The organism is Hufsiella arboris (assembly GCF_009834875.1).
In the GTDB taxonomy this organism is placed as follows: Bacteria; Bacteroidota; Bacteroidia; order Sphingobacteriales; family Sphingobacteriaceae; genus Hufsiella_A; species Hufsiella_A arboris.
On sequence record NZ_WVHT01000001.1, the window covers coordinates 185,334 to 208,199 of the forward strand.

Genomic DNA, 22,866 nt, shown 5'->3' on the forward strand with positions numbered 1-22,866 from the left:
TAATGTCTTGTTAACTTTTAAATCTAAGCAAGATGCTGGCTGAAAACTAAGGCCTGAGTTGAAATCCTTTCTGTAAAGATCTATCCCGGGCAAGATAAAACTTCAGACGTTCATCTCAAGCGCTTAACTGTTTTCAGCCAGCATCTGTTTTTTTAGTAAGCCCAACGGGGATCACCTATGGCTCCTCCGGTTTTGCTCGATGTTCTTAATAGAGACCCTGCAGGAAGCGTAAAGTCATTCGTTGCAGCCACCCATCCCATATTAACGGTACTATTACCAATGGCAGTTGCCGGCAATGTCAAAGCAGCGCCTGTACCTGCACCACCAGTGGTAAAATTAAACAGATTGTTATTTGCAAAGGTAATCGTAGCCGCAGTCGCGTTTATAGCAGCCGTTTGTGTTGTTGCCCCGCTTTTGGCCACGTTGCCAACGATCGAATTTTGCATCGTGAACGTAACCGGATTTGCCTTGGCATCGAGGATCGGATACTTGGTATCTGAGCCAAAATTGTTGAATGTGCACTGGTCGATTAAAATAACCGGACTGATTCCTGTAAGTGTGCTGGTGCAGTTTATGAATGCACGCCCGATATTGTAAAACGTCGATTTCGTAATTTCCAAACGATTAAAGGCTAGTTTATCGAACGTAAAGAAATCATAAGATCCGCCATTATCGTACACAACGGTATTGGATATCTTCACAAAATCAATCTTATGACCGCCAAGCGCACCGCGATTAGCCCTGATCATACAATTCAGTGTGTTATGAATAATGCAATTGTCGACTGTAACGGATGAGAAAGTAGCAGCTTCCGCGTCTGAAGCATTACCGACAAGATTGATAAAATATGAAGAGCTTGCTGGTGCAGCGCCGTCGAATTCAATGCCGGAAAGGTTTACACCTGCGCCATTACCTTTCAACGTCAGTTCTTTGAAGTTTACCTTGGTGTCTGACGGATTTCCGGACGTCGATTTCAACGTAATCATTTTTTGAACAATTGGGGTAGCCGCCAGCAGGGAATATGAACCCGGCATCAAACCTATAACCGCATTGTTTGACGCCGTTGAAATAGCCGCTGCAATGTCGTCACCAGGTTTTAAGATAACGGAATAAGTTGTTGCGGCAATCGTTGTAAACGTAAGAATACCTTTGCTTTTCGTTCCAGCGAAAATTTCAGCTTTATAGGTAGTGGCTGCCGCAAGCCCAGAGAATACTTTCATCCCGGCAGAATTGTCTGCCTCGGATAAATCAACTTTGGTTGCAGCACCCGAAGCTGGCGTAAAAACAACCGAATTTACACCCGTTGTTTTTTTCCATCGAAGTGTCACCGCTGTCTCTTTCACTTCCAGATCACGAACGGGCAAAAATATCTGAACTCCCTGTATCGTAAATGCTGAGCTTACCAGCCATTTGGAATCAAGATCGCTGGCCGTGCCTTTTGTTTGTACACGGGCATAATATTTCGTCCGTGATGGAATGCTGTCATCGGTTATTACTACGCCGGTGGTATCAGTCAGGTAACGGCGTTCTACTGTATTGAATAGGGAATCTTTCGAAATTTGCACAGAGTACTTCACAGTACCGGTGGTATAAAGCGCCCGCTGCCATTCCAGCTTAACGCTTGTTTCACTACTTGTTGCCTTCACTGTTCCGACTGGCGTGAACTGCCTCAATGGGCCGCCATCTGTCGACTGATCTGCTTTTTCACAGCATTGCAGAATGATCATGCTCAATAAAGCAGCTGTGATAAGTTTCAGGTTATGTTTGAATAGTTTCATTTTACTGATCTGCGTTAATCGGTTAATAGCCATAGTCCTGCTGCCATTTATAATTTGTGTTCAGGTTGGTAACGTTAATCGGGAAAACCTCTGAATGGTCCGCCCTAAAATACCTGGCCCACCCACGCTTATCGCCGGAAATGTATTCCGCATCGACAGCTTTTCGCCAGTTTTTTACGGTATACCCGGTTGGTGCTGTACTGCTTCCGCTGCCCGGCACGAAAAATGCATTTGCACCGCCAACAAGATCCAGGGTTTTGGCCTCCTGCCCCGCTGCCCCGTTAGCAAAAGCTGCGGCCTTAGCATAGATGTACAATGGAACGTCTTTATATTTCCCTCCAAACGCGGTAGCATCAGCATTCATAAATGCGGTTAATTTATCCCGTGTTTCCTGCAATTTGGTATTTAGCAAATTCCACCTGATCAGGTCATATTTCCGTATTCCTTCACCGCCGAATTCCAGCAGTCTCTCCTGAACCAGGTATTTAAAGAAGCCATCCTTATCGGTTGGTGTTGTTCCCACACGTGTCAAATCGCTGGAAAAAGCTCTTTTTCTAACTTCCTCTAATGCAGTTACAGCATTTTCGCGACCATCTGCGCTACCAGTTGGACCGTTATTTATTTCATTGTAAGCTTCAGCGTACATTAAAAGAACATCGGCAAAACGCATAATAGGCCAATTGATGGCAAGGTTTTGAGCAGTTCCGGTAATAGTTGTCCATGAGCGGCGGAATTTACCGTCGCACATATCGGTTGCACCCCGTAATATCTTCTGTGTATTTTTATCTATTTCGAAATATGCCAGCGTCACATCGCGACGAGCGTCTGCGCCGGTTTGATCAAACTCATAGAAATAAGTCGGTGTAGCGTTTATCCCTCCTCCACCTGCGCCGTAAATTGAAGCTGCGTCGAGTTTCAATCCGTTATAATAACCTAGTTTACTATCGGTACTGGCATTTCCGCCAAAAGCTCCCACTTCAAAGATCCATTCGTGTTTAGAATCCAGTCTTGATGCCGTATGCAATGTTTTAAACAAATTCTCATAACTTGGATTTAAATCATGCTCACCCCGCTGCTGGATAATATCCCAGCATTCGTCATAGGCGATCTGGTAATATTTGTTGTAATCCGTACCTCTTTCCATTTTATTCGTCCTGCGCAAAGAATATCCGCCACGTGCCAGAGCGATGCGAGCCCGCAAGCCCTTCGTAAATGCTTTTGATACGCGCGTATCAAATCCTCCAGCCTGTGAAAGCCATGGAACAAGCTCCTCCGCTGTTTTTAAATCCTCAAGTAGCTGATCGTAAATCACGTCTGTATTTGTTTTTTCCAGGTAAGGATCAGTCTGATCTGCTGCAGGAACTGTTAAAAACGGCAGATCTCCCCAGTTGCGAACTAGTTCATAATAAAATTGAGCACGCAATGTCAATGCCTCTCCATACAGTTTTGCCATAGCAGCCTTATCTGACGCCGACCCATTCAGATACACATCAGAAAGGGGAATGTATTTTATACAGATGTTAGCCCTTTCGATCCCTTTATATAATTGATTGAAAGGCGCCAGCAATTCGCTGTTCGTTGGCGTGGCGTTATACATACTGATCCCGCGGCGGGCATCATCCAGGTCGCCGGAAGTTTTGAAATCGTCTGCCGACTGCGGATACAGACAGCTGATACGGTTACCATAACCATTGTCGCCAATCAGTTGTGAATATACTCCTACCACCGCTGAGTTCGCATATGAGACGCTGCTGAATTGTGCATCCTGCGAAGTAGTCGAAGGATTTTCCAGCTCAAGATATTTTTTACACGATGTAGCCGACATACTCAATGCGACAACTACCGGAATTATATATTTTAATTTCTTTGTGTTCATGTTTCGATCGAATTAAAAACCAACATTTATACCTGCCAGGATGTATCTGCTGCGAGGATAAGCAGCATAATCTACGCTTGGGGTAAGCGGGTTGCTTCTTCGCGTATTCGCTTCAGGATCAAAGCCCGAATAACCGGTGATTGTCCATAAGTTATTGACGGTACCGTACACCCGGAAACGCGAGAAAACTTTGGTGCGTTGCAGTAATTTTTGCGGCAGTGAATATCCCAGGGTTACGTTATTTATTCTCAGGAACGATCCGTCTTCAATAGCGAATGAATGTAAGAAGTACTGTCCTGCAGATGGGCTCCAATATTGCGCGCCTGCGTTCATTGCGGCCAGTTGGGCCGGATCAGTAACTTTCACGCCATTTTCATCATAGTTTTTCCAACGGTTACTCATCAGCGCAAGCATGTTGTTATCCTTATACAGGTAGGCCGTGGTGTTTTCAATATTATTCGCGTTGTAAACATCATTTCCGTAAGAGAAATTCATTGAAATGCTCATGTCGAAATTTTTGTAAGCGAACTGTTGTGATAAGCCTCCGGTGAAATCAGGCTGCGCGTTACCAAGAACGGTACGGTCATCAGCACTGATCATCATACTACTTGAGTTAGACAGCTTTTTCAACTTCAAATCTCCGGGCTGAGGGTCTTTGCTTCCGAGCGCAATCACACTGCTATTGGGAACATCAGCCTTAATAGTGTATTTTTTTGTTGATGGGTCATAGTTGAAATCATCGACGGTGTAAAAGCCGTCTGTTACGTAGCCATAAAACTGGCCGATAGGCTTACCAACTTCCACAAGAAAATCTTGTGATGAGCTGGCTATCCAACCGGAATTTTCATAATATGATTTCTTAAGTGATCCGTCAGGGCTGTAGCCAAGGTTTACAATCTTATTCCGGTTAAACGCGATATTAAAGTTGGCGTTCCACCTAAAGTTTTTCGAATTGATGATTCCGCCATCAAGCTGAACTTCGAGGCCTTTATTCTGCGTCTTACCAATGTTCTGAATCTGCGTGGCATAACCGAGGTACGGCGGAATTTGCGCGTTAAGCAAAAGTCCCTTAGTATTATTTACGTAATAATCTACCGACGCGTTGAACCTGTTGTTAAGGAAAGAAAAATCAAGACCTGCGTTTCTTGAAATGGTTGTTTCCCACTGCACATTTGGATTTGAGAGTGCCACTGGCCCTGAACCCGCGGTAACAGCTTCTTCAAAAGCATAGCTTGATGTGCTGATTCCAAACATGGTGTTGAACAAGTCATCACCGATACGGTTATTTCCTGCTGTACCATAGCTCAGACGAAGCTTCAGGTTTGACAACCAGTTCTGAGTATTTTTCATGAAATCCTCTTCAGAAATTCTCCAGGCAAGCTGTCCGGAGGGAAAATATCCAAAGCGATTTTCCGGAGCAAATTTAGACGAACCGTCCGAACGGAGTGAGAAGCTGGCCAGGTATTTTCCTTTATAATTATACATCGCCCGGCCAAAGAACGACAGCAACCTGTTCATTGATTCAGATGTTGTCGGAGCATCCTGAATAAGCCCTGAGGGTGGAACCGCCTTTTGAATTCCGGCGAAAGCCTCCTCAGCTGAAATATCTACCGGCAAATATTTCGTGGTATTGTTGAAGGTTTTCGACTTATACTGATACATCTCTTCGCCGACAACCAGATCAAGGTTATGATTGCTCTTGAAAGTTTTATGGTAAGCCAGCGTGTTAGAGTTGGTGAAAGTAAAATTATTCCCGGTAGCTATCACGGCAACAGGCATGTTTGAATTTTGCCGCGCAACGCTCGTAATCGCGCCGTTGAAGGTATTTGTCCGGGCATCCGTTGCTGTAATACCGAACAAGGTTTTCAGTGTCAGATTCTTTATAAAGTCGTAGCTCAGGTAACTGTTTATGATCGCGTCATTACGATAGTCGTATTTCAGTTCGTTGTTGGCTAACAACACCGGGCTTGTAAGATTGGTCAGGTTGGCGTAATCCGGATCAAATTCATCAATAAAGCTTTGCTGCCCGGGAGCCTCAAACGGTTGATAACGAACTGCGTTGCGCAACCTGTTAGTGCTCTGACTTCCGGTATTTGATGTTCCGACACCGTCTATACACTGACGGCTATAGCGTGCACTAAAACCCATTTTAAACCGGTCGGATGCTTTGTGGTCGAAACGGAAACTTGCAAAGGTTCTTCTGAAGCCAGAATTAAGCATGATCCCATCTTCATCCGTGTTATTTACGCTAAAGTTGAATGTGGTATTTTTGGTACCACCCATAATGCCCAGGTTTTCCGTGTTGGAAAACGCATTACGCCCGAACACTTCATTTTGCCAATCTTTGAAAGGCATATTTTTATAAATGTCGATATCGCTGTATTTGCCATAACGATTTTCGAAAGAAGATAATCCATCGGTTGCTTTGTTGTAAAGCTCATATTGATACTGAACAAAATCGTATGGATTCATTACTTCCAGTTCGTTTACGATCGTGCGTGAACCTGCATAAGCATCAAATGACACGGTGGTGCGCATATCCCGGCCACCTTTTGTGGTGATCAGCACAACGCCGTTAGCGCCCCTTGCACCATAAATGGAGGTGGACGCTACGTCTTTTAAAACATCGATCGACTGAATTTCCTGCGGAGACAGGATAGACAGTGCATTTTCAACCTGCACTCCGTCAACGATATACAACGGCGAGTTATCCTGTGTGATAGAACCACCGCCACGCACACGTATCTGAATATCAGCTCCCGGCCTTCCTTCGGTAGTAGTTACCTGGACGCCTGCCAATTTTCCCGCAAGGGCTTCCGCCGCGGTGCTCACTGGAAAATCTTTCAGTTCTTTCGATCCAACCGATGAAACAGATCCGGTCAGCGCTTCTTTCTTAACCGTACCATAACCAATGTTTACGACAACTTCGTCGAGTTGTTTGGAGTCGGCCTCTAACTTAACTGCCAGGCTGGTTTTTGAGCCAACTGCAATTTCTTGTGTTTTATAGCCTACGTATTTAATAACGATAATCGCACTTTCCGGTACGCTCATTTTAAAATCGCCATTAACGTCGGTACTTGAGCCTCGTGTGCTGCCTTTTAGCGTAACATTGGCTCCGATGATGGGTGCGCCGTCGTTTTTATCCGTCACTTTACCGGTTACCACGCGAGATTGTGCGGCAACCTGAAAAATAAACAATACGATGGCTGAAAAAAAGAGTAGAACTTTCTTCATTATGACTGTTAGTTTGTTTTAAGAGCTGTTCGGATAATGCCCTGATTCTTAAAGGGATTGATCTGGAACCGGTTTCTTGTCGAAAATTTAGTTAGTTAGCGGCAAGTCTAACCGCTTTAATTCACAATGCAAACGTCCCGGTTAAATAAATTTGTGCAATCGTTCCCGGCAACGTTATCGGGAAACATAAAATGCTGTAGATTTGAATTTAGAAGGTATAGCAACTGTGTTTTTTATTATCTTAACCACCCAATGAAATTTGAGCCGATCACCATTAAAGATATTGCGAAGGCGCTGGGTTTTTCGACCTCAACGGTGTCCCGTGCCTTAAGAGGAGGGTATGAAATAAGTGAGGAAACAAAAAGGATTGTGCTGGAATATGCGGAGAAAATAAATTATCACCCAAACCCTATTGCGTTAAGTTTAAAAGAAAGAAGAACTTATTCAATTGGCGTTGTTGTAAGTGAGATTGCCAATAATTTTTTCTCTCAGGTGATCAATGGCATCGAATCGATTGCTTATGACGCAGGCTATCATGTTATCATCACGCAAAGTCATGAATTACACAAGCAGGAAAAATTAAACGTAGAGCACCTTGCATCACGATCAGTAGACGGGTTATTGATTTCACTAGCCTCTGAGACCAATGACGTTTCATACCTTAAATCACTGAATCAAAAAGGTTTACCAATCGTATTTTTTGATCGAACAACGGATGAAATAGATACACACAAGGTTATAGCAAATAATTTCCAGGGCGCTTTCGACGCTACCGAATACTTAATAAAAAACGGCAAAACCAAAATAGCACATCTCACTAACTCGCCGCATTTATCCATAACCCGTCAAAGGCTGGATGGTTATAAGGCGGCGTTAACAAAGAACGGCCTTGTTGTAAATGAACAGTACATTAAATATTGTGAGCAAGGCGGACAGGATTACAATGAGATACTTGCAGCGGTACGTGAGCTTCTAACGTCCGAAAACCCTCCGGAGGCGATTTTTATTGCAAGCGACAAATTAACCACCGGCTGTCTGAAGGCTCTCAGAACCTTCAGCCGAAAAGTTGTTGATGGCTTGTCAATCGCAGGGTTTACTAATTCAAACCTCGTTGAACTTTTTGAATTTTCTCTCACGACAGTGCGACAGCCAGCCTTTGAAATGGGACAAATCGCAACAAAACTCCTGATACAACTAATTGAAAGTAAACGTCCTCTTAGTGAAATCGATTTTGAAACCCGTACGTTACAAACCGAGCTGATCTTAAAAAATCAGGAAATTATGGCCTAGCAACCCTTATCCTAAAAAATCCTCTCTTACAGGATTAAAGCTATCGACCAACACCCCAGCCTGCCTGCAAACAACTCCATGTAATACATTTGGCGGAACGAAATAGCCATCACCGCTTTTTAACGTTGTTACTTGCTCACCTATCGTTGCTTCAAAGACTCCGCTCTCTATGAACGAGACCTGCGTATGCGGATGATGATGCATAACGCCAATAGCACCGCTTTCAAATTTCACTTTAACCATCATAAGATCGGCGTTGAATCCCATGATCTTCCGTTGAACGCCGGCGCCTAGATCTGTCCAGGTTGATTCATTTTCGTACTGAAAATATTCGCTTTGCATATTTCAAAGGTAGAAGATTTTGAACGAGCAGGCAAAACGTCAAAAAATCAATTGGCTTAACTTTGTTTTTGACGGCTTCCGCTTCATAAAATTCACGTTTGTCCGGATCTTCCACCCGAACCAGTAGTCGATATTGCGTCCAACTCAATTGCGAACGCAGTGCGTTCGCAATTGTAAATGTGCGATGAAACCGCCGCAACAATTCTAATTGACGATGTCCAAAGCCACTGCCGAACTCCGGCTGTAACTGCTCGGAAAGTTGTTTGATTAGATACGTGCCGTAATCGGCCCGTTTCGAACGGAGGTCTAGCTTGTCAAAGTGCTAAAATAAAAATGAATATTTTCATTTTTAAGCATCAGCTTGACCTTTTCAAGGAATTTGACGGCTTGTGACGGAATAGGAAATTGAGCAACCAGTTCAATGCAATGGGCTTGCCTTCGATGGGTAAGTCTCATACAGTTGGCCACTTTCAATGAATTGGCGATAGTCGTTCAATTTACATTGCAACTGGTGGCAGTGGATTTCATAATCCTCCCAATCAAGGTGGTCTGATATAGTAAGAATTACTAAACCTTTTCGCTTGTCTGTTCCAATCAAGTCGATGCTGTTAGTTTCGGTTATTGCCATGTTAATCAGACTAAGTTTGTTGAGCAATCTCAATATACCGGTAACAAGTTGCCCGGCTAATGCCTAATTCTTTGGCGATCTCTTCAACCGATTTTTTGTTGGAGGCAGATATGTTTCATTGACGATTCTGAGTATAGTGCAAATAAATTAATCAAAGGACACATTGAGCGAAGCAGATGGAATAATTGGAAGCAATGAAACCGACTGGATACGGGGCACCAAATTTCCTTGCGGATCTTTTTTTACACCTACTGTATAAAAATAAGAGTTTCGCCTGTTATAGAGGTTATAGATGCCTAACTCCAGCTTTCCGGGATACTTTTTCAGTAACTTCAAATTCCTTTGGGCTGCAATGTCAAGCTTATGAAACGGCTTCATTCTGGACATTCCACGGTCTCCGCCTTCATAGACAAAATATTTAGAGCCATTATTATTGGAATTTCCAGCTTTCGGGAAAGGCACTTCACTGGCATTTACGAAATAGGTTGGAACCGTAATCGCCTGGCCGCTGGCGTAATTGAACGTACAGGAAATTTGCCATTTATCAGACAAGACAACAGATTGATAAATATTCAGGACATTCCTACGGTCCTGAAGTGGAAAGAAAGGTTTCCCTGCGTCAAGCTCCGCGAAGCTATGCCTGACCTTTGACCATGTATAATTGACCCACCCCTGAAGAATTCCCGAACGTTTTTCAGCGGAAAGTTCCACGCCGAAGCTTTTTCCCTTACCGGCAGCCACACCATCATGCCAGTTGCTAGTACTGATTACTGAACCAATAGTAAAACTCCTGGAATCATACCCATCACGATAAGTTATCAGGTTGTTCTGTCTGTTATAATAGCCTTCAAGCGTGAAAGTGAAGTTATTTTTAAAGATACTGGCTGATCTGTTTATGGAAGCTGAATATTGTTTTGAGGACTGTGGCTTAATCAATTTGTCGGCTGATAAAATAATGTCGACCGGCAGACCGAGGCCGTTATTTACCAGTGCCTGTATAGGCTGATAGGCTTTGGTATAGGAAAGCTTTATTGAAGTTCTGGAATTCAGCATATAATTTGCAACTATCCTTGGTTCAATAAACTGGTAAGTCGTGTCACTTGTGGAATACCAGTTGGCCCGAAGGCCATATCTCAGGATTATTTTTCTGAAAATAGTCCATTCGTCCTCAGCATATACAGCTGCATCCCTAGCTTTTCCACTTGGGAGGATGTGAAGCTTTATAACATTGCCGTCGATATTTTGGGTCGTGCTGCCAGGGCTGAAATCATGAAAAATCACATCAGCACCCGCGTTGAATTTGTTTGAATTACTTAGTCTGGTCTGGTTAATGAATTTCAACCCGAGATCTCTTATTTTACTTCTCGAGGTGTAATCCTGGTAAAAGGGCAGATTCAGGTGGCCAATATCCTCAAGCTTTAAGTGATATTCATTGTAGAACAACTGATAAGATTCAGTATGTATTGAAGCTGCGTTTTTCAGCTCAGCCATGGCATAGGACTGTGCTTTGTTTAAAGAAGACTTATTATATCGCTGACTGTCGTGATCATCAATTTGCCGGAATGAATAACCATCTTCATTGTGATATCCGGTGAAGCTAATGGTCTTAGTTTCGCTTACGCTGGAGCTAAACTTTGCGTATCCATCATAAAAATAAAACTGCTCTCCCTGAGGATCGGCAAGACGTTTCAGCAAATCAAACATGGACCTTCTCGCTGACATCAATAAACCGGATTTGTTTTTTTCAATTGGAACGTTAACCATCATAGAACTGCTGATAACGCCCAGGGAAGCGTTGCCAACAAAATGGTCTGTTTCAGGAGACAAGGTTGTAACATCAAGTACAGAAGCTATCCGACCTCCGTACCGTGCCGGAAAGCCCGTTTTGTACAAATCAGCCGAACGGATTAGCGAAGGATTAAAGGTAGAAACCAAGCCAAGTAATTGTGAACTGCTGTACAGTGTTATTCCATCCTGTAAAACAAGATTTTGATCAGGAGTGCCTCCTCTGACATTGAGGTCGGCTGCACCTTCTGAGGTCGGGTTAACACCTGCCAATGTCTGAAAAGATTTGAGGACATCTTTCTGACCTAACAGCATTGGTAGTTTATTAATATCATCCTGCATAAGTCGTTCCCGTCCTATCTGGACATCTTTCACTTTATTGAGCGATGTACCATTAACCACTACCTGTTTTAATATATAATTTTTTGCACTCAGGTCAACAATTATTGAAGTGTCGCTTTTTACCTGAATCGAAACTGTCCTGGTATTGTAAAGCGGGCTACTTATAATCAGCATTTGCATTCCGGCCTGGCGTTCTATTTTGCCTGGAGAAACCTGGTGAATTACTTTTTTTTCTGCATTCTGAATGATAAGAGATTCGATCGGAGTACCTGAAACTGAGTCCTTGGCAACAACGCTTATTCCTATCTGCTGTGCAGATGCTGTAAGCCTCAAAAGAAAACAAGCTATAATAACAGTCAGACGCATACTACTGGGGATGATTGACTGTTATGGTCTTTTTCTGTGAAAAAACACAGCTGCCGAAAACTCCAAATCCATTATCGATATTGCTAAAAGGAGGAATGATTCCTTTAAAACCGGATAACACGGCAAGTCCGAAACCATCTGTTATATAGTCATGAATATTAAGGAAAACATCGTTTGCCTGGTAAAATGATTTAAAAACGGAGTCAGTAGTGATGAGGAAAACATCGAGCTTGCTATCCGCTAGTTTTGATCCACCACGCACGGAATGAAAGTGTCCCTCGTACTTAAACGTATAGTCATTATTTGATTGAGTTACATCAGAACCCGAAATGAAAGTGGTTGTCGTGTAATATGAGCCGTAATCTAAAACGAGGATTTTATAACCGAAACGATCATTTCCCGGAGAGCTCCATCTGCCGGTTAAACTATACATATAACCGCCGTAGGAATTGTTGTAATAAGGAGTGGGTACAGGAATTGTGTCCGGCTCTAACGCTGCCGGGGGAACCTGGGTTTGTGCTGACACTTCCTGAAAACCTGGAGCTGACACAGTTAATTGATAAGTTTCTCCTTTTGTCACCGGAAATTTTTGTTGAGAAATTGCATAGATATTCCGGATGGAATCTTTGAGTGTAAGCAGGCAGGAGCTGTTCGTTTTGAGGTTGCTTATCTTGACTACGACGCTGTCGTTGGAAAAAAGGGTCTTGTTATCGGACATTCCTATGATCGAGACAGGGTTAACAGAGACAAATACACTGTCGCTGGGATAAATGATACTGAACACAGCAAGCTTCTTATCACGGGGTTTGTTTATTTGTATGTCTTCAAAATGAGTGCAGGCGCAACAAATTATAGACATAAAAATAAAAGACGTAAAATTTAATTTAATCATATTTCTTTGCTGTTAGACGGCATTTTTTTAACTAAATAAATTAGTCCTAATATAGCTTTATCTAAAGTTTTATTGTGAGTTAATTAACGATTTGTAATTAGCGGCAATAATTATTCAAAAACGCCCGTGGATTACCAAAAATTGGGCTCCGACATCGGACGATATAAGCCTGTTATTTAATTCCCGAAAGCGGTGACGTCTTAGTTTCCATTCCTTACCCGCTGTTGTTCCCCCAGGGAACCGGACGATCGATCTCGGGCAGCGCTTACACTGGTACGACCGAAGTTATAAGTAGCTGTCAGCCTGAACACCCGGCTTTCCTGCTTTTGAGATAACCGGTAATCCTGCGATGGTATTGCGCTTTTAATCTTAATAATTCGTTGATTAAACAAATCGTTACCCGCCATCTTTAAGTTAATTCTATTTTTTGCAAATGACTTACTTACGCCCAGATCAACGCCGTAAATTGGTTTTGCAAGGTAGGTTCCATAAGCCTGGGCTGAGGTGTAGTTTACAGATAGCTCTGTACTAACAGTAGGGCTCAGCGTAAATGTTTGTACCGAGTTTAAGATTAAAGTTACTTTTTGATTTTCAAATGGCGCACCCATCAGATTAGGCGACTTATAACGATTGTAATAAATCGTTGCGTCATTGTTTGTTTTCCACCAATCAGCAATCGATATGGGTTGATTGATATTGGCACTTAAAATATCCCTTGATGCCAGGTTTTGATCAAACAGCGTAAGCGTTTTGTTAACGGTATCTGTAAGCAGCGTGGTTGTAATTACATCTTTAGTACGCGAATAATTAAGCGTCACATTGGTGGTTTTCTTGAAGCCGTAGGACAGTTCAAAGTTATTCGAATACTCCGGTTTCAGGTAAGGATTGCCTTTTACCGAAGTGTACAGATCAGCATAATATAAAAATGGATTTAAAGATTGATAATCCGGACGGTCTATGCGTCTGTTGAATGAAATACCGAGCTCATGATCTTTAGATAAAATTTGATTGATCGTAACGTTTGGAAAGAAATCTATATAGTTTCTTTTGACACTGTTTGATGATGTATTGGAAGTGCCTTCGGAATTCGTGTTTTCTACCCTAAGACCCAGTTTTAAGTTGGTTGATTTAAGGGCCTCGTTCAAAGCTATATAGCCGGCAGTTATTTGCTCTTTATATTTAAAATGGTTGCTTAATGCTGCATTATTTCTCCACTCATTCTGTTCCAGTATTTCTGATTGAAAATCATTGTCTGTGAGCACCAAACTGCTTTTCACGCCGGTTTCTAGTTTAGTATTTGAGTTAATGGGGTAGCTGTAGTCTAACTTACCTGCATATATTTTGATATCTGACGGAGTTCTGTTTTTAAAAATAACAGGCTCCTGAATACTATTTGATTCCCGATCAAAGAAGTAATTATTGTAAATGGTTTCCTCGGTATTGTGAAACTTTGCATAATCCAGATCAGCAACTAATTCCTGCCCGGCAGTATCTAAAACATTTGAGTAGTTTAAGTTATAAGTCTGGTTGCTGAATAAGCCGTGACTTGTATTCAATCCTTTGATGGTAGTGTCCGCTTGTCTTTGATTGTTTGTAACCAACGTGACGATGTTCGTTTGAAACGAATTGGAATTGCGGTAACCGTTGAATGTAAAGCCTACTATGCTCTTCTTACTTAGGTTATAATCAACGCCTGCCTTTAGTGTGTTATTGATTTTATGCTCGACCTGGTTTCCGTCCTGGTCTAGAAACGTCACTTGATTTTTTGAAGTAATACTCCGGTCAATAGTGAGGTTTTCACCCAATTCATTATTTCCGTAATTATAGTTGCCGAAAATATTTAATTGTCTGACGCGGTGATTTAAAGTTAAACCTGCCTCAGATTTATAATAACTTCCATAGCCCAGCCCTCCAAGAAGCGAGCCGTTTGTACCGTAGGCGGCATTTTTCTTTAATTTTATATTTATAATCCCTCCTGAACCCTCGGCATCATATTTAGCTGACGGATTGGCAACAATTTCTATACTTTGGATAGCGCTTCCGGAAGTAGAACTTAAAAGATCCTTTAATTGGGAAGCAGATAAATGAGTTAATTTTCCATCGAGCATAACCGTCACACCGGTTTTGCCTCGAAAGCTAATGTTACCATCATTATCTACGGTAACACCAGGTGCCTTGGACAAAATTTCCAAAGCGGAATTTCCAGCGGCCAATATACTCCCGGCAATATTCATGATAAGTATATTGTCCCGTTTCTCTATTAGAGGCTTTTTCCCTGTTACCAAAACAGAGTTTAATTCTTGCACATCCGGGATCAGCCGGATAGTGTCAGTTTTTACGAATTAATTATCCTTCATCTCGATTCCCTCGTATTGGTATTTTTTGTATCCTGTGGCGTCAACGGACAAATAATAGGATCCAAGAGGAATTTTTTTGAATAAGAAAACACCTTCCAGGTCTGTTTGCGAAGTTTTTAGGAGCACAGAGTCTTTTGAATAATACAAGCGAACGGTTACAAAACTCAATGCTTGTTTTTTTTCGTTAACAATCTTACCACGAATTTCATTTTGCGAATCGTCGATTTGTGCAAAAACTGAAAAAGGAAGATGGCAGATAAAAAGAAATATTGACTTTCTGTAAAGATTAGGCATTAGTGGATTAATTTGCTCTAAAATAGTGGAGCTATTTAACCGAAGTGTAATTTTAACAGATTTTAACGATTTATTTGAAAATAACCAGCCATTAGACTTAAAAAAGTTAAAAATCGTTAAATGTGTAACCCCCTTAACTTATTTAAGGTTTAAGCATTGACATTTATACGAAACAAACCTTTATGAAACATCACTTTACAATTTTTTTTCTGTTTATTGGTTTGATCAGTTTCGGCCAAACCAAACCAACTGAAAGTTTAGCCAGTCAGCTCAAAGCAGATATTGGGTTTGAAGGGATTGGCTTGTCTTATGAACCAAAGTTGTTAAACCAGCTAACGATTCAGTGCAGCGGCGGTATCGGAGGATATTACTCAGTATCCGAATCGAGTTTTGATTATGATTTAAATCCAACTAAACCAGCCTTCTTTGTATCTGTAAATCCTAAATTTTTCATCGCTCAGAAAACAAGAGCGCTAAAGAGCAAGGATACACGTCTGAATTCCGGTAACTATATGCTGAGCGCTTTAAGCAAGCTAATTTTAGATGGAACGAGAGATTGTGTGAGTATAACGAAAAGTATTTTTAAGTCCTACGGTCAGTTAGATTGACAGGCTTTTGAGATTCGAGAATAACTTAACAATATGTTCAGAGATGTGATAAGTTATGCTCACATGTGAGAGTGGTTGGTGCATGTTATATACATGCACCATTCTCCGTTTTGTTAATTTGTTAGTTTGTAATTTATTGGAGAATACACCACTCTCACTTTAATCCATCTGATTTTCGATTGAATATTTGAATATGAAAGCTTGCCTAAATAATTGATGAAAGGTCGTTAGATGTAGTAACCCAATTTAAAGCCGATAGATCGTTTCGTAGGCTTTATTGTCCGAAGGTCGTTGAGGAATGAATTTGTACTTTACAGGGCTTTAAAAAAGCGTTCCGCATCTTTTAATAATATTTCTTCCTGTACCCTATAAATATACCCAAACCAGCCAAGCACTATAAGATAAAAAATGATTCCCCATGCAGGCATTTCCGTATTGCCTATGAAATGCGCTAAAAGCCAAATGATACCTAATAGCGCAATTATTATTAATTCAATCCGCAGCTTTGTTTGTAGTATAACGTTTGTTTTATTTTTATCGACAGGCTCTATTTTTGCATTTACATTTATGCCTTCTATATTAAACATATTGATTCTGGCTGTTCCTACAGATAGAACAGATATGAATTTATAATCATCATCATTTATCTTTCTTATTGTAAATTCAGTTTGGGAATAATGATTAAGCTTGTTTTTTACTTTCTCGGCAGGAATGAATATGTTGACTTTTTTATGAAGTAGAAGAGGTTTTAAAAAGTTCATGGTTAGTACCGCTTTTATAGAAAAAGTTATCTAATTAAGTATTGAGGATGCTTTTTTAGAAGCTTTCATTGAATCGATATTTATGGAAATCAATTTATATTTTTAAATAAAAACGATAATGAATCTTCCCCCTGAGGCTACGCACTTTTTTACAAATGTCCAGTTTGAGTTAATCCCAGAAATCAGTTACACAAAATTAGAAACGCTAAGCCAATTTTCGAAGAATACAGGCTTCAATTACATTGAGCTAAGAGAAGCGTTGATTAAAGTCGTATGGTCTAAAATATCTGGATTAAAAGCAATAGCGTATGATAAAGAACTTACCGATCAATATCAAAGCGAAATTCTAATTATTGATGGAATGCTCCAAATGGAACATGAACGATCGGTATGCGAATTTATTTTTTATGGCAAATCGTCTTTAGATGCTATGGCAACATTTGTTAATAAAAGGTTTAACCTAGGTTTTAATGGAGGAGATATTGATTTCAAAAAGGCGAAGTTCCGAAAAAAACTCATTGAAGCTAATAATAGTTTTGGCACAATACTAAATACGTTGAGTGTTTGGCTTGAACCGAATAGAGGAAAATCAGACAGTATAATATCTTTGCGTGATTTTTGGATTCACCAAAGTAACCCTTGGATAATAATGGTTTATCCTCCAAGTGTTAAAGGCTCTCTTCCTATACCGTTAGCTCTTTCTAAAGCTAACATATTCCAAGGTGAAAAATGGGCCAACGAAGATTTTTTTAATTATCATTTTCAAAACCTTACAAATTTATTTAATCACATAATCGATACTATGGTAAATTTAGAGGGTCAATCCTTCGATGGAGAAGTGAAGCATAGTATAGATCCTGTACCATTCTTTCCGTTTGAAGTGAGTGATAAGTCAGGCAAAGTCAATATTAAAGAAATGGCGATAGGTAGAATAACGCAGAATTACTTATTAAATGGTATCAAGATATAAATGGAATAATTAAACCAGTAGATCGTAACCCTATTAAATACTTACAATTTTAAACAGCTTGTTTAATAAGTTTACTTTATTTATTGAAACTTGAAAATCATACATAAGGTAAACTTTAATTAATCAAATTCTCTTTCATCAAAGTAATCGTATACTATCTCACCACTGACAGGATGAAGAAATTCGCCGTACCATTCATAATTTGGGTTGTACTTTATCAGTTTTAGAATCACGGTATATCCACCTAATTTCGGAGACTTAGCATATACTTGTTCGCCTGCTTAAATTTGCTTTTTTTTATCGTCATTTTAAAAGTTTAGATGAATTCCGTTTGAAGTATTTTGAAAGCTATCTCCATATTCTTTTTTATAAGATAATGCTATAACGACATCTTCATAATCTTTTGCTTCGATTTCGTCAAGGCTCAAAAGTTCAAAATACTTTTGACCTAAAGATGTCAACATTAAATTATTCCCTCTAATGGATTTCCATCCTAATAATATCTCCTGAAAATCGACAAAGTTTAATGCGGTTAGTTCCAAAATATCATTTAAAATACCGCTTGTCTTAATATCTAAGTTTATTGCCGGATACCAACTAAAAGGATCTTTCATAAGTTCAGGCTCGCCTTTTAAAGTTTTTCTACCCGCCAAAGAAAGAATACATAATTTTCGATAAGTTAAGCCGGTCACTAGTGAGAGAAGTTGATTTACATCCTGCCAATCAATATCTTCTACAAATAATGCATTGCCATAAAATGGCGCCGATGTGTCTAATTTTTCTTTCTTCATACTCATTTTTAGCTTTAATCATTATTCCTTCATACAATTCTTCAGAAGAACTCTTGTAATCCTCATGTACTGAATTGTAGAAATTTTCATTTATTATTTTACCTTGATCTAAATTCGAACTTATTTTATTGATACAGGCAATTGTAGCGGCTCCAACTCTAGCTCTTTCCTTATTTGAAAGTACTCTCGATGACAAATCATTAAGAACTTTTGTAATCAAAATGCCACAACCAACGCTGCTAACTTGATCGATTCCATTAATCTGACTTATAATGTTACTTGCTACACCACCTAGAACGCCACTTCCAAGTTGAATAATATCTTTCGAGTCTTTGGAAATTTCCATTTTGGTTTATTTTTTAAAGATAATTATTGAAAACTTAAGCTGGTACTATTTGAAATCAGCAAATATTACACCTTTAAAAGATTATGACTAAAAATCAGACATATGAAAATTAGCAGTATGAACACAGGAATAGTATGCATATTAGATGCTCTCGCAACTAAAGGCGTATGGAGTATTGATGAACCAGCGACCTATCTTCAAAAATTAAAAAGAGTACATAACTCAATCTTTGATGTTAAAAATTATGTTATCAATCAGGGTTATCCGTTTATCGTCGACTACCTTACATTCTCGGATACTATAATAATTACTCTGCAATGGAACAAATTTGAAGATGAAACACTAATTCCTTACGTTGTAAGACTGATTGACGGTGTATTATCCACTTGCCTGGCGGAAAATTTATTAATGAGAGGAGCCTTATCATTTGGGAAATTTATAAAAGAAGATAATATTATAATTGGTCCAGCCATTGATGATGCCGCTTACTGGCATGATAAAGCGCAACTGATTGGATGTGTCCTTACACCAAATACAACTCTGCTATATGATTCAGGAATAGAATATATCGAAAAAAATCATCATGAAGACCACGATTACCGACAGCATGCCATTAAATACAAGACTCCATTTAAAAACAATACTATCTACGACCTTTACAATGTGAATTGGCCACTAAGTACTTATAAAGCTTTTAAACCTTTAGGTGATCCCGCTCCTTTAATTAGGGTTAAATCTATTTTAGGAAGATATCCCATTCCAGCGGAAGCCTACAATAAGCACGAAAATACAATCTCTTTTTTCAATTATTGTATTGAGCAAATTAGTAACGAAGAAGTTGGGTAAATTTATTTTAGCAAATAATCGTTAGTTTGTTATTAGTATTTCCTTTTAGAGACCTCATTGTATTTTGTAACCTTTAGAAATCTATCAGCTTTAGTAAAACGGGCTCTGATATGATTTTTCACATTAAAGTTTAAAACCCTTTTTTCTTCCATCGCTTCAACCATATCTCTATTTATCGTTAATATATACTGAAATTCATCCGCTCTATTCAACTCCTGATGATACATAAAATTTAGACTTTTCTCCAGCGAATCATTGTCAACATTAAATAAATTGTCATGAACTAAGAATAAAGGATGGTAAGTCCTCGTGAATTCATTAAACATTAAGGATGTGTCGTAAATAAAAACTTTTATTCGCTCAGTACTCCAACTATGATCATCATCAGTTCGTAAATCAAAAGTTAAAAATTCCTTTGATTGGGAGTTGCTTTTAGTCGTTATCTCAAAATGCGCTTGACGATTTCCTATAATCTTTTCATGTATATCTAAGATCGTTTGCTCAAAACTATTAAGAACCATTTCATGTGTGGTAATTGCAAGATCAAACTCCGAAATTTTACTGCTTTTTTTTGTTGTTAATTGCTTTTTGGCTTTATCAGCCTGATTATATTGATCAATAAGTGTCCTCAATGTACTCAATTCAATATTTTTTTCATTAAAAATCTTAATGGCAGATTTCAAATTACCTAAAAGCTCCCCATTATCAAGTAAAGAGAGTTTTTGACTATAATTTTCATCTAATTTCCGCGCCTTTTCATTTAAGACCTGTAATTCAGTTCGAAGTTTAACTAGATTATCGTGAACGATCGTATTACGAAAATTGTCAATTTTATCACGAAATTGCTTTACCTCCTCCAATGATTTTTTGACCATGTCTCCCAAGCCATCTTTGAACTGATTAAACAAGATGGACATTTCAAATTCATTAATATTTTCAGGTTGTGGTAATATGTCGATCTGCTTAATATTAAACTTAATAGCATTTTGTTGTTCCCGAATTTCTTTTAATTGAGCATCAAGAGATATAAGTTCATTTTGCACTAGTTCAAAGGAGTCATTATTTCTCAATTGTTCCAATGATGCATTAATCTTAGAAACCTCACTTTCTAGTTCATTCAAACGAGCTTTTGCATCAGAAACCTTGATTTGTCTGTCTTGAGTTAAAAGCTTAGTAATCTCCGTTAAGTATTTGGTTTTTTGTTGCAATTCCAATATTATTTTGCTGATCTCAAAATACAGTTCTAAGCCGAAGCCTAAATAAAATAAGTGAGGTTTAAAATCCCGCGGAATAAGCGAATCAGTGTCATATGTTTTTATAATGTCCTTAAATTCTGATCGTTCATCTCTAATAATCGGAGCGAGCAAATTTCTGAAACTAATTCGTTCTGTATGTGCTGGATACTTTTCGAAATAAATATTACTCAAATATTCAGAAGCTGCTTCTAAACTTTCAAAATGTATTTCCCTCCCAAATCTTGAAATCGATATTTTTTCGGGCGTGCTTAAGCCACGTGAAATGGTAGTTTTAACTCCGTTAAATTCAAAATCAAGTAAAACGATTACATTGGAAGCAATTAAATTTTTCGGGATTAGAGATACTCTGCTATCAGAATACTTTTTAAGAAGACAATAATTAAGAAATTCTATGCAAATCGATTTTCCAACTCCATTTGTTTTGTTACTTCCTTCAGATTTTTCACCAACAATAAGATTAAGGCCAGATTCAAATTGAATAGGCAAAAATATCTCAGGGTGACTATATAACTTTAATAACTTAATCATTGACAACGTATATAAATGGCTCTTGAAAATCGATAACACCTGTCGCAAATAAAAATGACAAACCGAAAAATAATTGCCTATACTGCGTTATATTATTTTTTTTCAAAGCTGTAGCGATCTGAAAAATTGATAATCTGTTCTGTTTCTGATTTTTAAATTCCTTTAAAATCAATGAGGCAACATAAACGGATGAAGTTCTTAAATTTTCGTCTTTACTAACTAGCATAATTAATTATTGGGGAAAACATTGCATTTTATCATCTCCTCTAAAAGATAAAATCTGATTGCCTGTTTATCAAAAGTCTTGAACCCATTCTCAGATAGTTTACCATGAAAAAAGTTAACTAAGTCGTCTAATGCTTCCCTAGGATTGTTATTATGCTTGTTTAAAAGAACGTCGCTTTCATCTTTTAAATAACTAGAAATAATAAGGGACATTACATCGTCGAGGCCCCTCCTTGCAACCTGCAACGCGGAATAGTAAACTGGCATTAATTCGCTATATTTTCCTATTAGGTATGTTGCATGCTCCGAGAACCTTTTATTAATTTTATACTCCGGATCAATATTGTCTTTTTTCTCTGCAAGAGAACGATTTTCAGGCTTGCTTAAATAATTAATTAAAGCCATAATAGTTTCGACTTCCGTAGATTCCGTTTTCAGTCGCTCCGTTTGGACTTCTTTATCCAAAAATCTTTCTATTTCTAAAAGCTCAGGTGTAGTTTTGTTATGGATTATCGCAAGCAATCTTTTAATATCTATAACGTCTTCTTTGTGATTAAAGTTATTTCCAAATTTCGTTGTATAATCCTTCGCATCCTTTGATATCAACAGAACTTGTAATTTAAAATCATAATACTTAGGGTTTTTATAAAAGCCATTCAATGATTCGGTAATCTTACCACTATCATTTTGGGCAGTAATTTGAATTGCGATTTTCCGCTCATAGTCTATAAGATCTATATATGCGGAGTTTTGATCATCGAAATTTGAATTTGTGAATGTATACCCCAATAACTTAAGTAAATCACGGAAAAAATTTTCTGCGTGAATATTGACATCGGTCAAATTCAGAGAATTGTTATTAGTTACCCTTTGCTGAAGGTACGTCAGCTTTTTAGAAATGCTATCAAATTTAGCCTTTCGAACGTCCATATATACTCGATTGTACACCAAACATACTGATTAAATAAACAAGAAGAATTACCGAAGAATGACTTAGAAAGAATATATTATGATAAAATTCGTATTTGCTTCGACTAAAATCAATTTGACTGTATTTTTATCGTTAAGATAAATAATTGAAAAAGAAATATAAACTAGTTATTTGACAGCTATATTGACAGCATCTAAACAAAAAGCCCCGTAAGTGATTGACTTACAGGGCTTTTATTTGTTTTTCAGCGGTCCGGACGGGACTCGAACCCGCGACCCCATGCGTGACAGGCATGTATTCTAACCAGCTGAACTACCGGACCTTTTCCCTCGCTTGCAGTAGCTGCTTGCGTTTGGGACTGCAAATATAGCGTCTTTGATCTATTTGTCAATAATTATTTAAAAAAAATCTCATCCCAGC

Annotated in this window: 19 protein-coding genes, 1 tRNA gene and 1 pseudogene; 4 read left to right on the forward strand and 17 right to left on the reverse strand. The window is 39.0% G+C overall.

Translation table 11 applies throughout. The features are described from left to right. Window positions 1-152: 152 nt before the first annotated feature. The 3 genes from GS399_RS00805 to GS399_RS00815 are packed head-to-tail and all read right to left on the reverse strand — an operon-like array spanning window position 153 to window position 6,888. A complete protein-coding gene (locus GS399_RS00805; RefSeq protein ID WP_160842607.1) occupies window positions 153-1,811 on the reverse strand; it encodes a DUF5123 domain-containing protein in 1,659 nt (552 codons plus the stop codon). Next, on the reverse strand, window positions 1,801-3,654 hold the full coding sequence (locus GS399_RS00810; protein WP_160842608.1) for a RagB/SusD family nutrient uptake outer membrane protein: 1,854 nt from the start codon (window positions 3,652-3,654) through the stop codon (window positions 1,801-1,803). The genes GS399_RS00805 and GS399_RS00810 overlap by 11 nt, the downstream gene beginning before the upstream one ends. 12 nt (window positions 3,655-3,666) lie before the next feature. Further along, complete coding sequence (locus GS399_RS00815; RefSeq protein WP_160842609.1) at window positions 3,667-6,888, reverse strand: SusC/RagA family TonB-linked outer membrane protein; 3,222 nt, start codon at window positions 6,886-6,888, stop codon at window positions 3,667-3,669. Between the two features lie 252 nt (window positions 6,889-7,140). On the opposite strand from GS399_RS00815, the gene GS399_RS00820 reads away from it, so the two are divergent. Next, the gene (locus tag GS399_RS00820) at window positions 7,141-8,178 is read left to right on the forward strand and encodes a LacI family DNA-binding transcriptional regulator (protein WP_160842610.1); all 1,038 of its coding nucleotides are present in this window, start codon (window positions 7,141-7,143) and stop codon (window positions 8,176-8,178) included. A 6-nt stretch (window positions 8,179-8,184) separates the two neighbouring features. Here GS399_RS00820 and GS399_RS00825 read toward each other — a convergent pair whose 3' ends face one another. The 8 genes and pseudogenes from GS399_RS00825 to GS399_RS00860 all read right to left on the reverse strand — a co-directional run bounded on the left by GS399_RS00825 (window position 8,185) and on the right by GS399_RS00860 (window position 15,184). Then, a complete protein-coding gene (locus tag GS399_RS00825; protein WP_160842611.1) occupies window positions 8,185-8,520 on the reverse strand; it encodes a cupin domain-containing protein in 336 nt (111 codons plus the stop codon). Further along, window positions 8,489-8,809 (reverse strand): annotated as a pseudogene (locus tag GS399_RS00830) (DUF1016 N-terminal domain-containing protein); the annotation flags it as partial. The pseudogene GS399_RS00830 and the gene GS399_RS00825, both read right to left, overlap by 32 nt. Before the next feature lie 129 nt (window positions 8,810-8,938). Then, window positions 8,939-9,148 (reverse strand): DUF6572 domain-containing protein, encoded by a 210-nt coding sequence (locus GS399_RS00835; RefSeq protein ID WP_160842612.1) that lies wholly within the window; start codon window positions 9,146-9,148, stop codon window positions 8,939-8,941. A gap of 10 nt (window positions 9,149-9,158) precedes the next feature. Further along, window positions 9,159-9,260, reverse strand: a complete 102-nt coding sequence (locus GS399_RS21040) for a helix-turn-helix domain-containing protein (RefSeq protein WP_160843231.1) — start codon at window positions 9,258-9,260, stop codon at window positions 9,159-9,161. A 35-nt stretch (window positions 9,261-9,295) separates the two neighbouring features. After that, entirely contained in the window at window positions 9,296-11,641 is a 2,346-nt protein-coding gene (locus tag GS399_RS00845) for a TonB-dependent receptor plug domain-containing protein (protein ID WP_160842613.1), read from the reverse strand. A 1-nt stretch (window position 11,642) separates the two neighbouring features. Then, entirely contained in the window at window positions 11,643-12,500 is an 858-nt protein-coding gene (locus tag GS399_RS00850) for a DUF4249 family protein (protein WP_160842614.1), read from the reverse strand. 233 nt (window positions 12,501-12,733) lie between these two features. Further along, window positions 12,734-14,767, reverse strand: a complete 2,034-nt coding sequence (locus GS399_RS00855; protein WP_160842615.1) for an outer membrane beta-barrel family protein — start codon at window positions 14,765-14,767, stop codon at window positions 12,734-12,736. Between the two features lie 108 nt (window positions 14,768-14,875). Beyond that, window positions 14,876-15,184, reverse strand: coding sequence for a carboxypeptidase-like regulatory domain-containing protein (locus GS399_RS00860; protein WP_160842616.1), 309 nt, complete (start codon window positions 15,182-15,184; stop codon window positions 14,876-14,878). A gap of 182 nt (window positions 15,185-15,366) precedes the next feature. Here GS399_RS00860 and GS399_RS00865 point away from each other — a divergent pair, with 182 nt between their 5' ends. Beyond that, window positions 15,367-15,792: a hypothetical protein gene (locus GS399_RS00865; RefSeq protein WP_160842617.1), complete on the forward strand. Its 426-nt coding sequence runs from the start codon at window positions 15,367-15,369 to the stop codon at window positions 15,790-15,792. 311 nt (window positions 15,793-16,103) lie between these two features. Here GS399_RS00865 and GS399_RS00870 read toward each other — a convergent pair whose 3' ends face one another. Beyond that, on the reverse strand, window positions 16,104-16,553 hold the full coding sequence (locus GS399_RS00870; RefSeq protein WP_160842618.1) for a hypothetical protein: 450 nt from the start codon (window positions 16,551-16,553) through the stop codon (window positions 16,104-16,106). A 118-nt stretch (window positions 16,554-16,671) separates the two neighbouring features. Between GS399_RS00870 and GS399_RS00875 the strand changes: the two genes are divergently transcribed. Further along, a complete protein-coding gene (locus tag GS399_RS00875) occupies window positions 16,672-17,523 on the forward strand; it encodes a hypothetical protein (RefSeq protein WP_160842619.1) in 852 nt (283 codons plus the stop codon). A gap of 308 nt (window positions 17,524-17,831) precedes the next feature. Here the strand turns inward: GS399_RS00875 and GS399_RS00880 are convergent, their stop codons facing one another. Then, window positions 17,832-18,314: a hypothetical protein gene (locus GS399_RS00880; RefSeq protein ID WP_160842620.1), complete on the reverse strand. Its 483-nt coding sequence runs from the start codon at window positions 18,312-18,314 to the stop codon at window positions 17,832-17,834. After that, window positions 18,247-18,660, reverse strand: coding sequence for a hypothetical protein (locus GS399_RS00885; protein WP_160842621.1), 414 nt, complete (start codon window positions 18,658-18,660; stop codon window positions 18,247-18,249). The genes GS399_RS00880 and GS399_RS00885 overlap by 68 nt, the downstream gene beginning before the upstream one ends. A gap of 117 nt (window positions 18,661-18,777) precedes the next feature. Here GS399_RS00885 and GS399_RS00890 point away from each other — a divergent pair, with 117 nt between their 5' ends. Then, the gene (locus GS399_RS00890; protein WP_160842622.1) at window positions 18,778-19,506 is read left to right on the forward strand and encodes a hypothetical protein; all 729 of its coding nucleotides are present in this window, start codon (window positions 18,778-18,780) and stop codon (window positions 19,504-19,506) included. A gap of 32 nt (window positions 19,507-19,538) precedes the next feature. On the opposite strand, the gene GS399_RS00895 is transcribed toward GS399_RS00890, so the two are convergent. The 3 genes from GS399_RS00895 to GS399_RS00905 all read right to left on the reverse strand — a co-directional run bounded on the left by GS399_RS00895 (window position 19,539) and on the right by GS399_RS00905 (window position 22,768). Next, the gene (locus tag GS399_RS00895; protein ID WP_160842623.1) at window positions 19,539-21,290 is read right to left on the reverse strand and encodes a DUF2326 domain-containing protein; all 1,752 of its coding nucleotides are present in this window, start codon (window positions 21,288-21,290) and stop codon (window positions 19,539-19,541) included. Window positions 21,291-21,518: 228 nt separating this feature from the next. Further along, window positions 21,519-22,445 carry an SMEK domain-containing protein gene (locus tag GS399_RS00900; protein ID WP_160842624.1) on the reverse strand — a complete coding sequence of 309 codons (927 nt, stop codon included), beginning with the start codon at window positions 22,443-22,445 and terminating at the stop codon, window positions 21,519-21,521. A gap of 249 nt (window positions 22,446-22,694) precedes the next feature. Continuing rightward, window positions 22,695-22,768, reverse strand: a tRNA-Asp gene (locus tag GS399_RS00905). Window positions 22,769-22,866 lie beyond the last annotated feature (98 nt).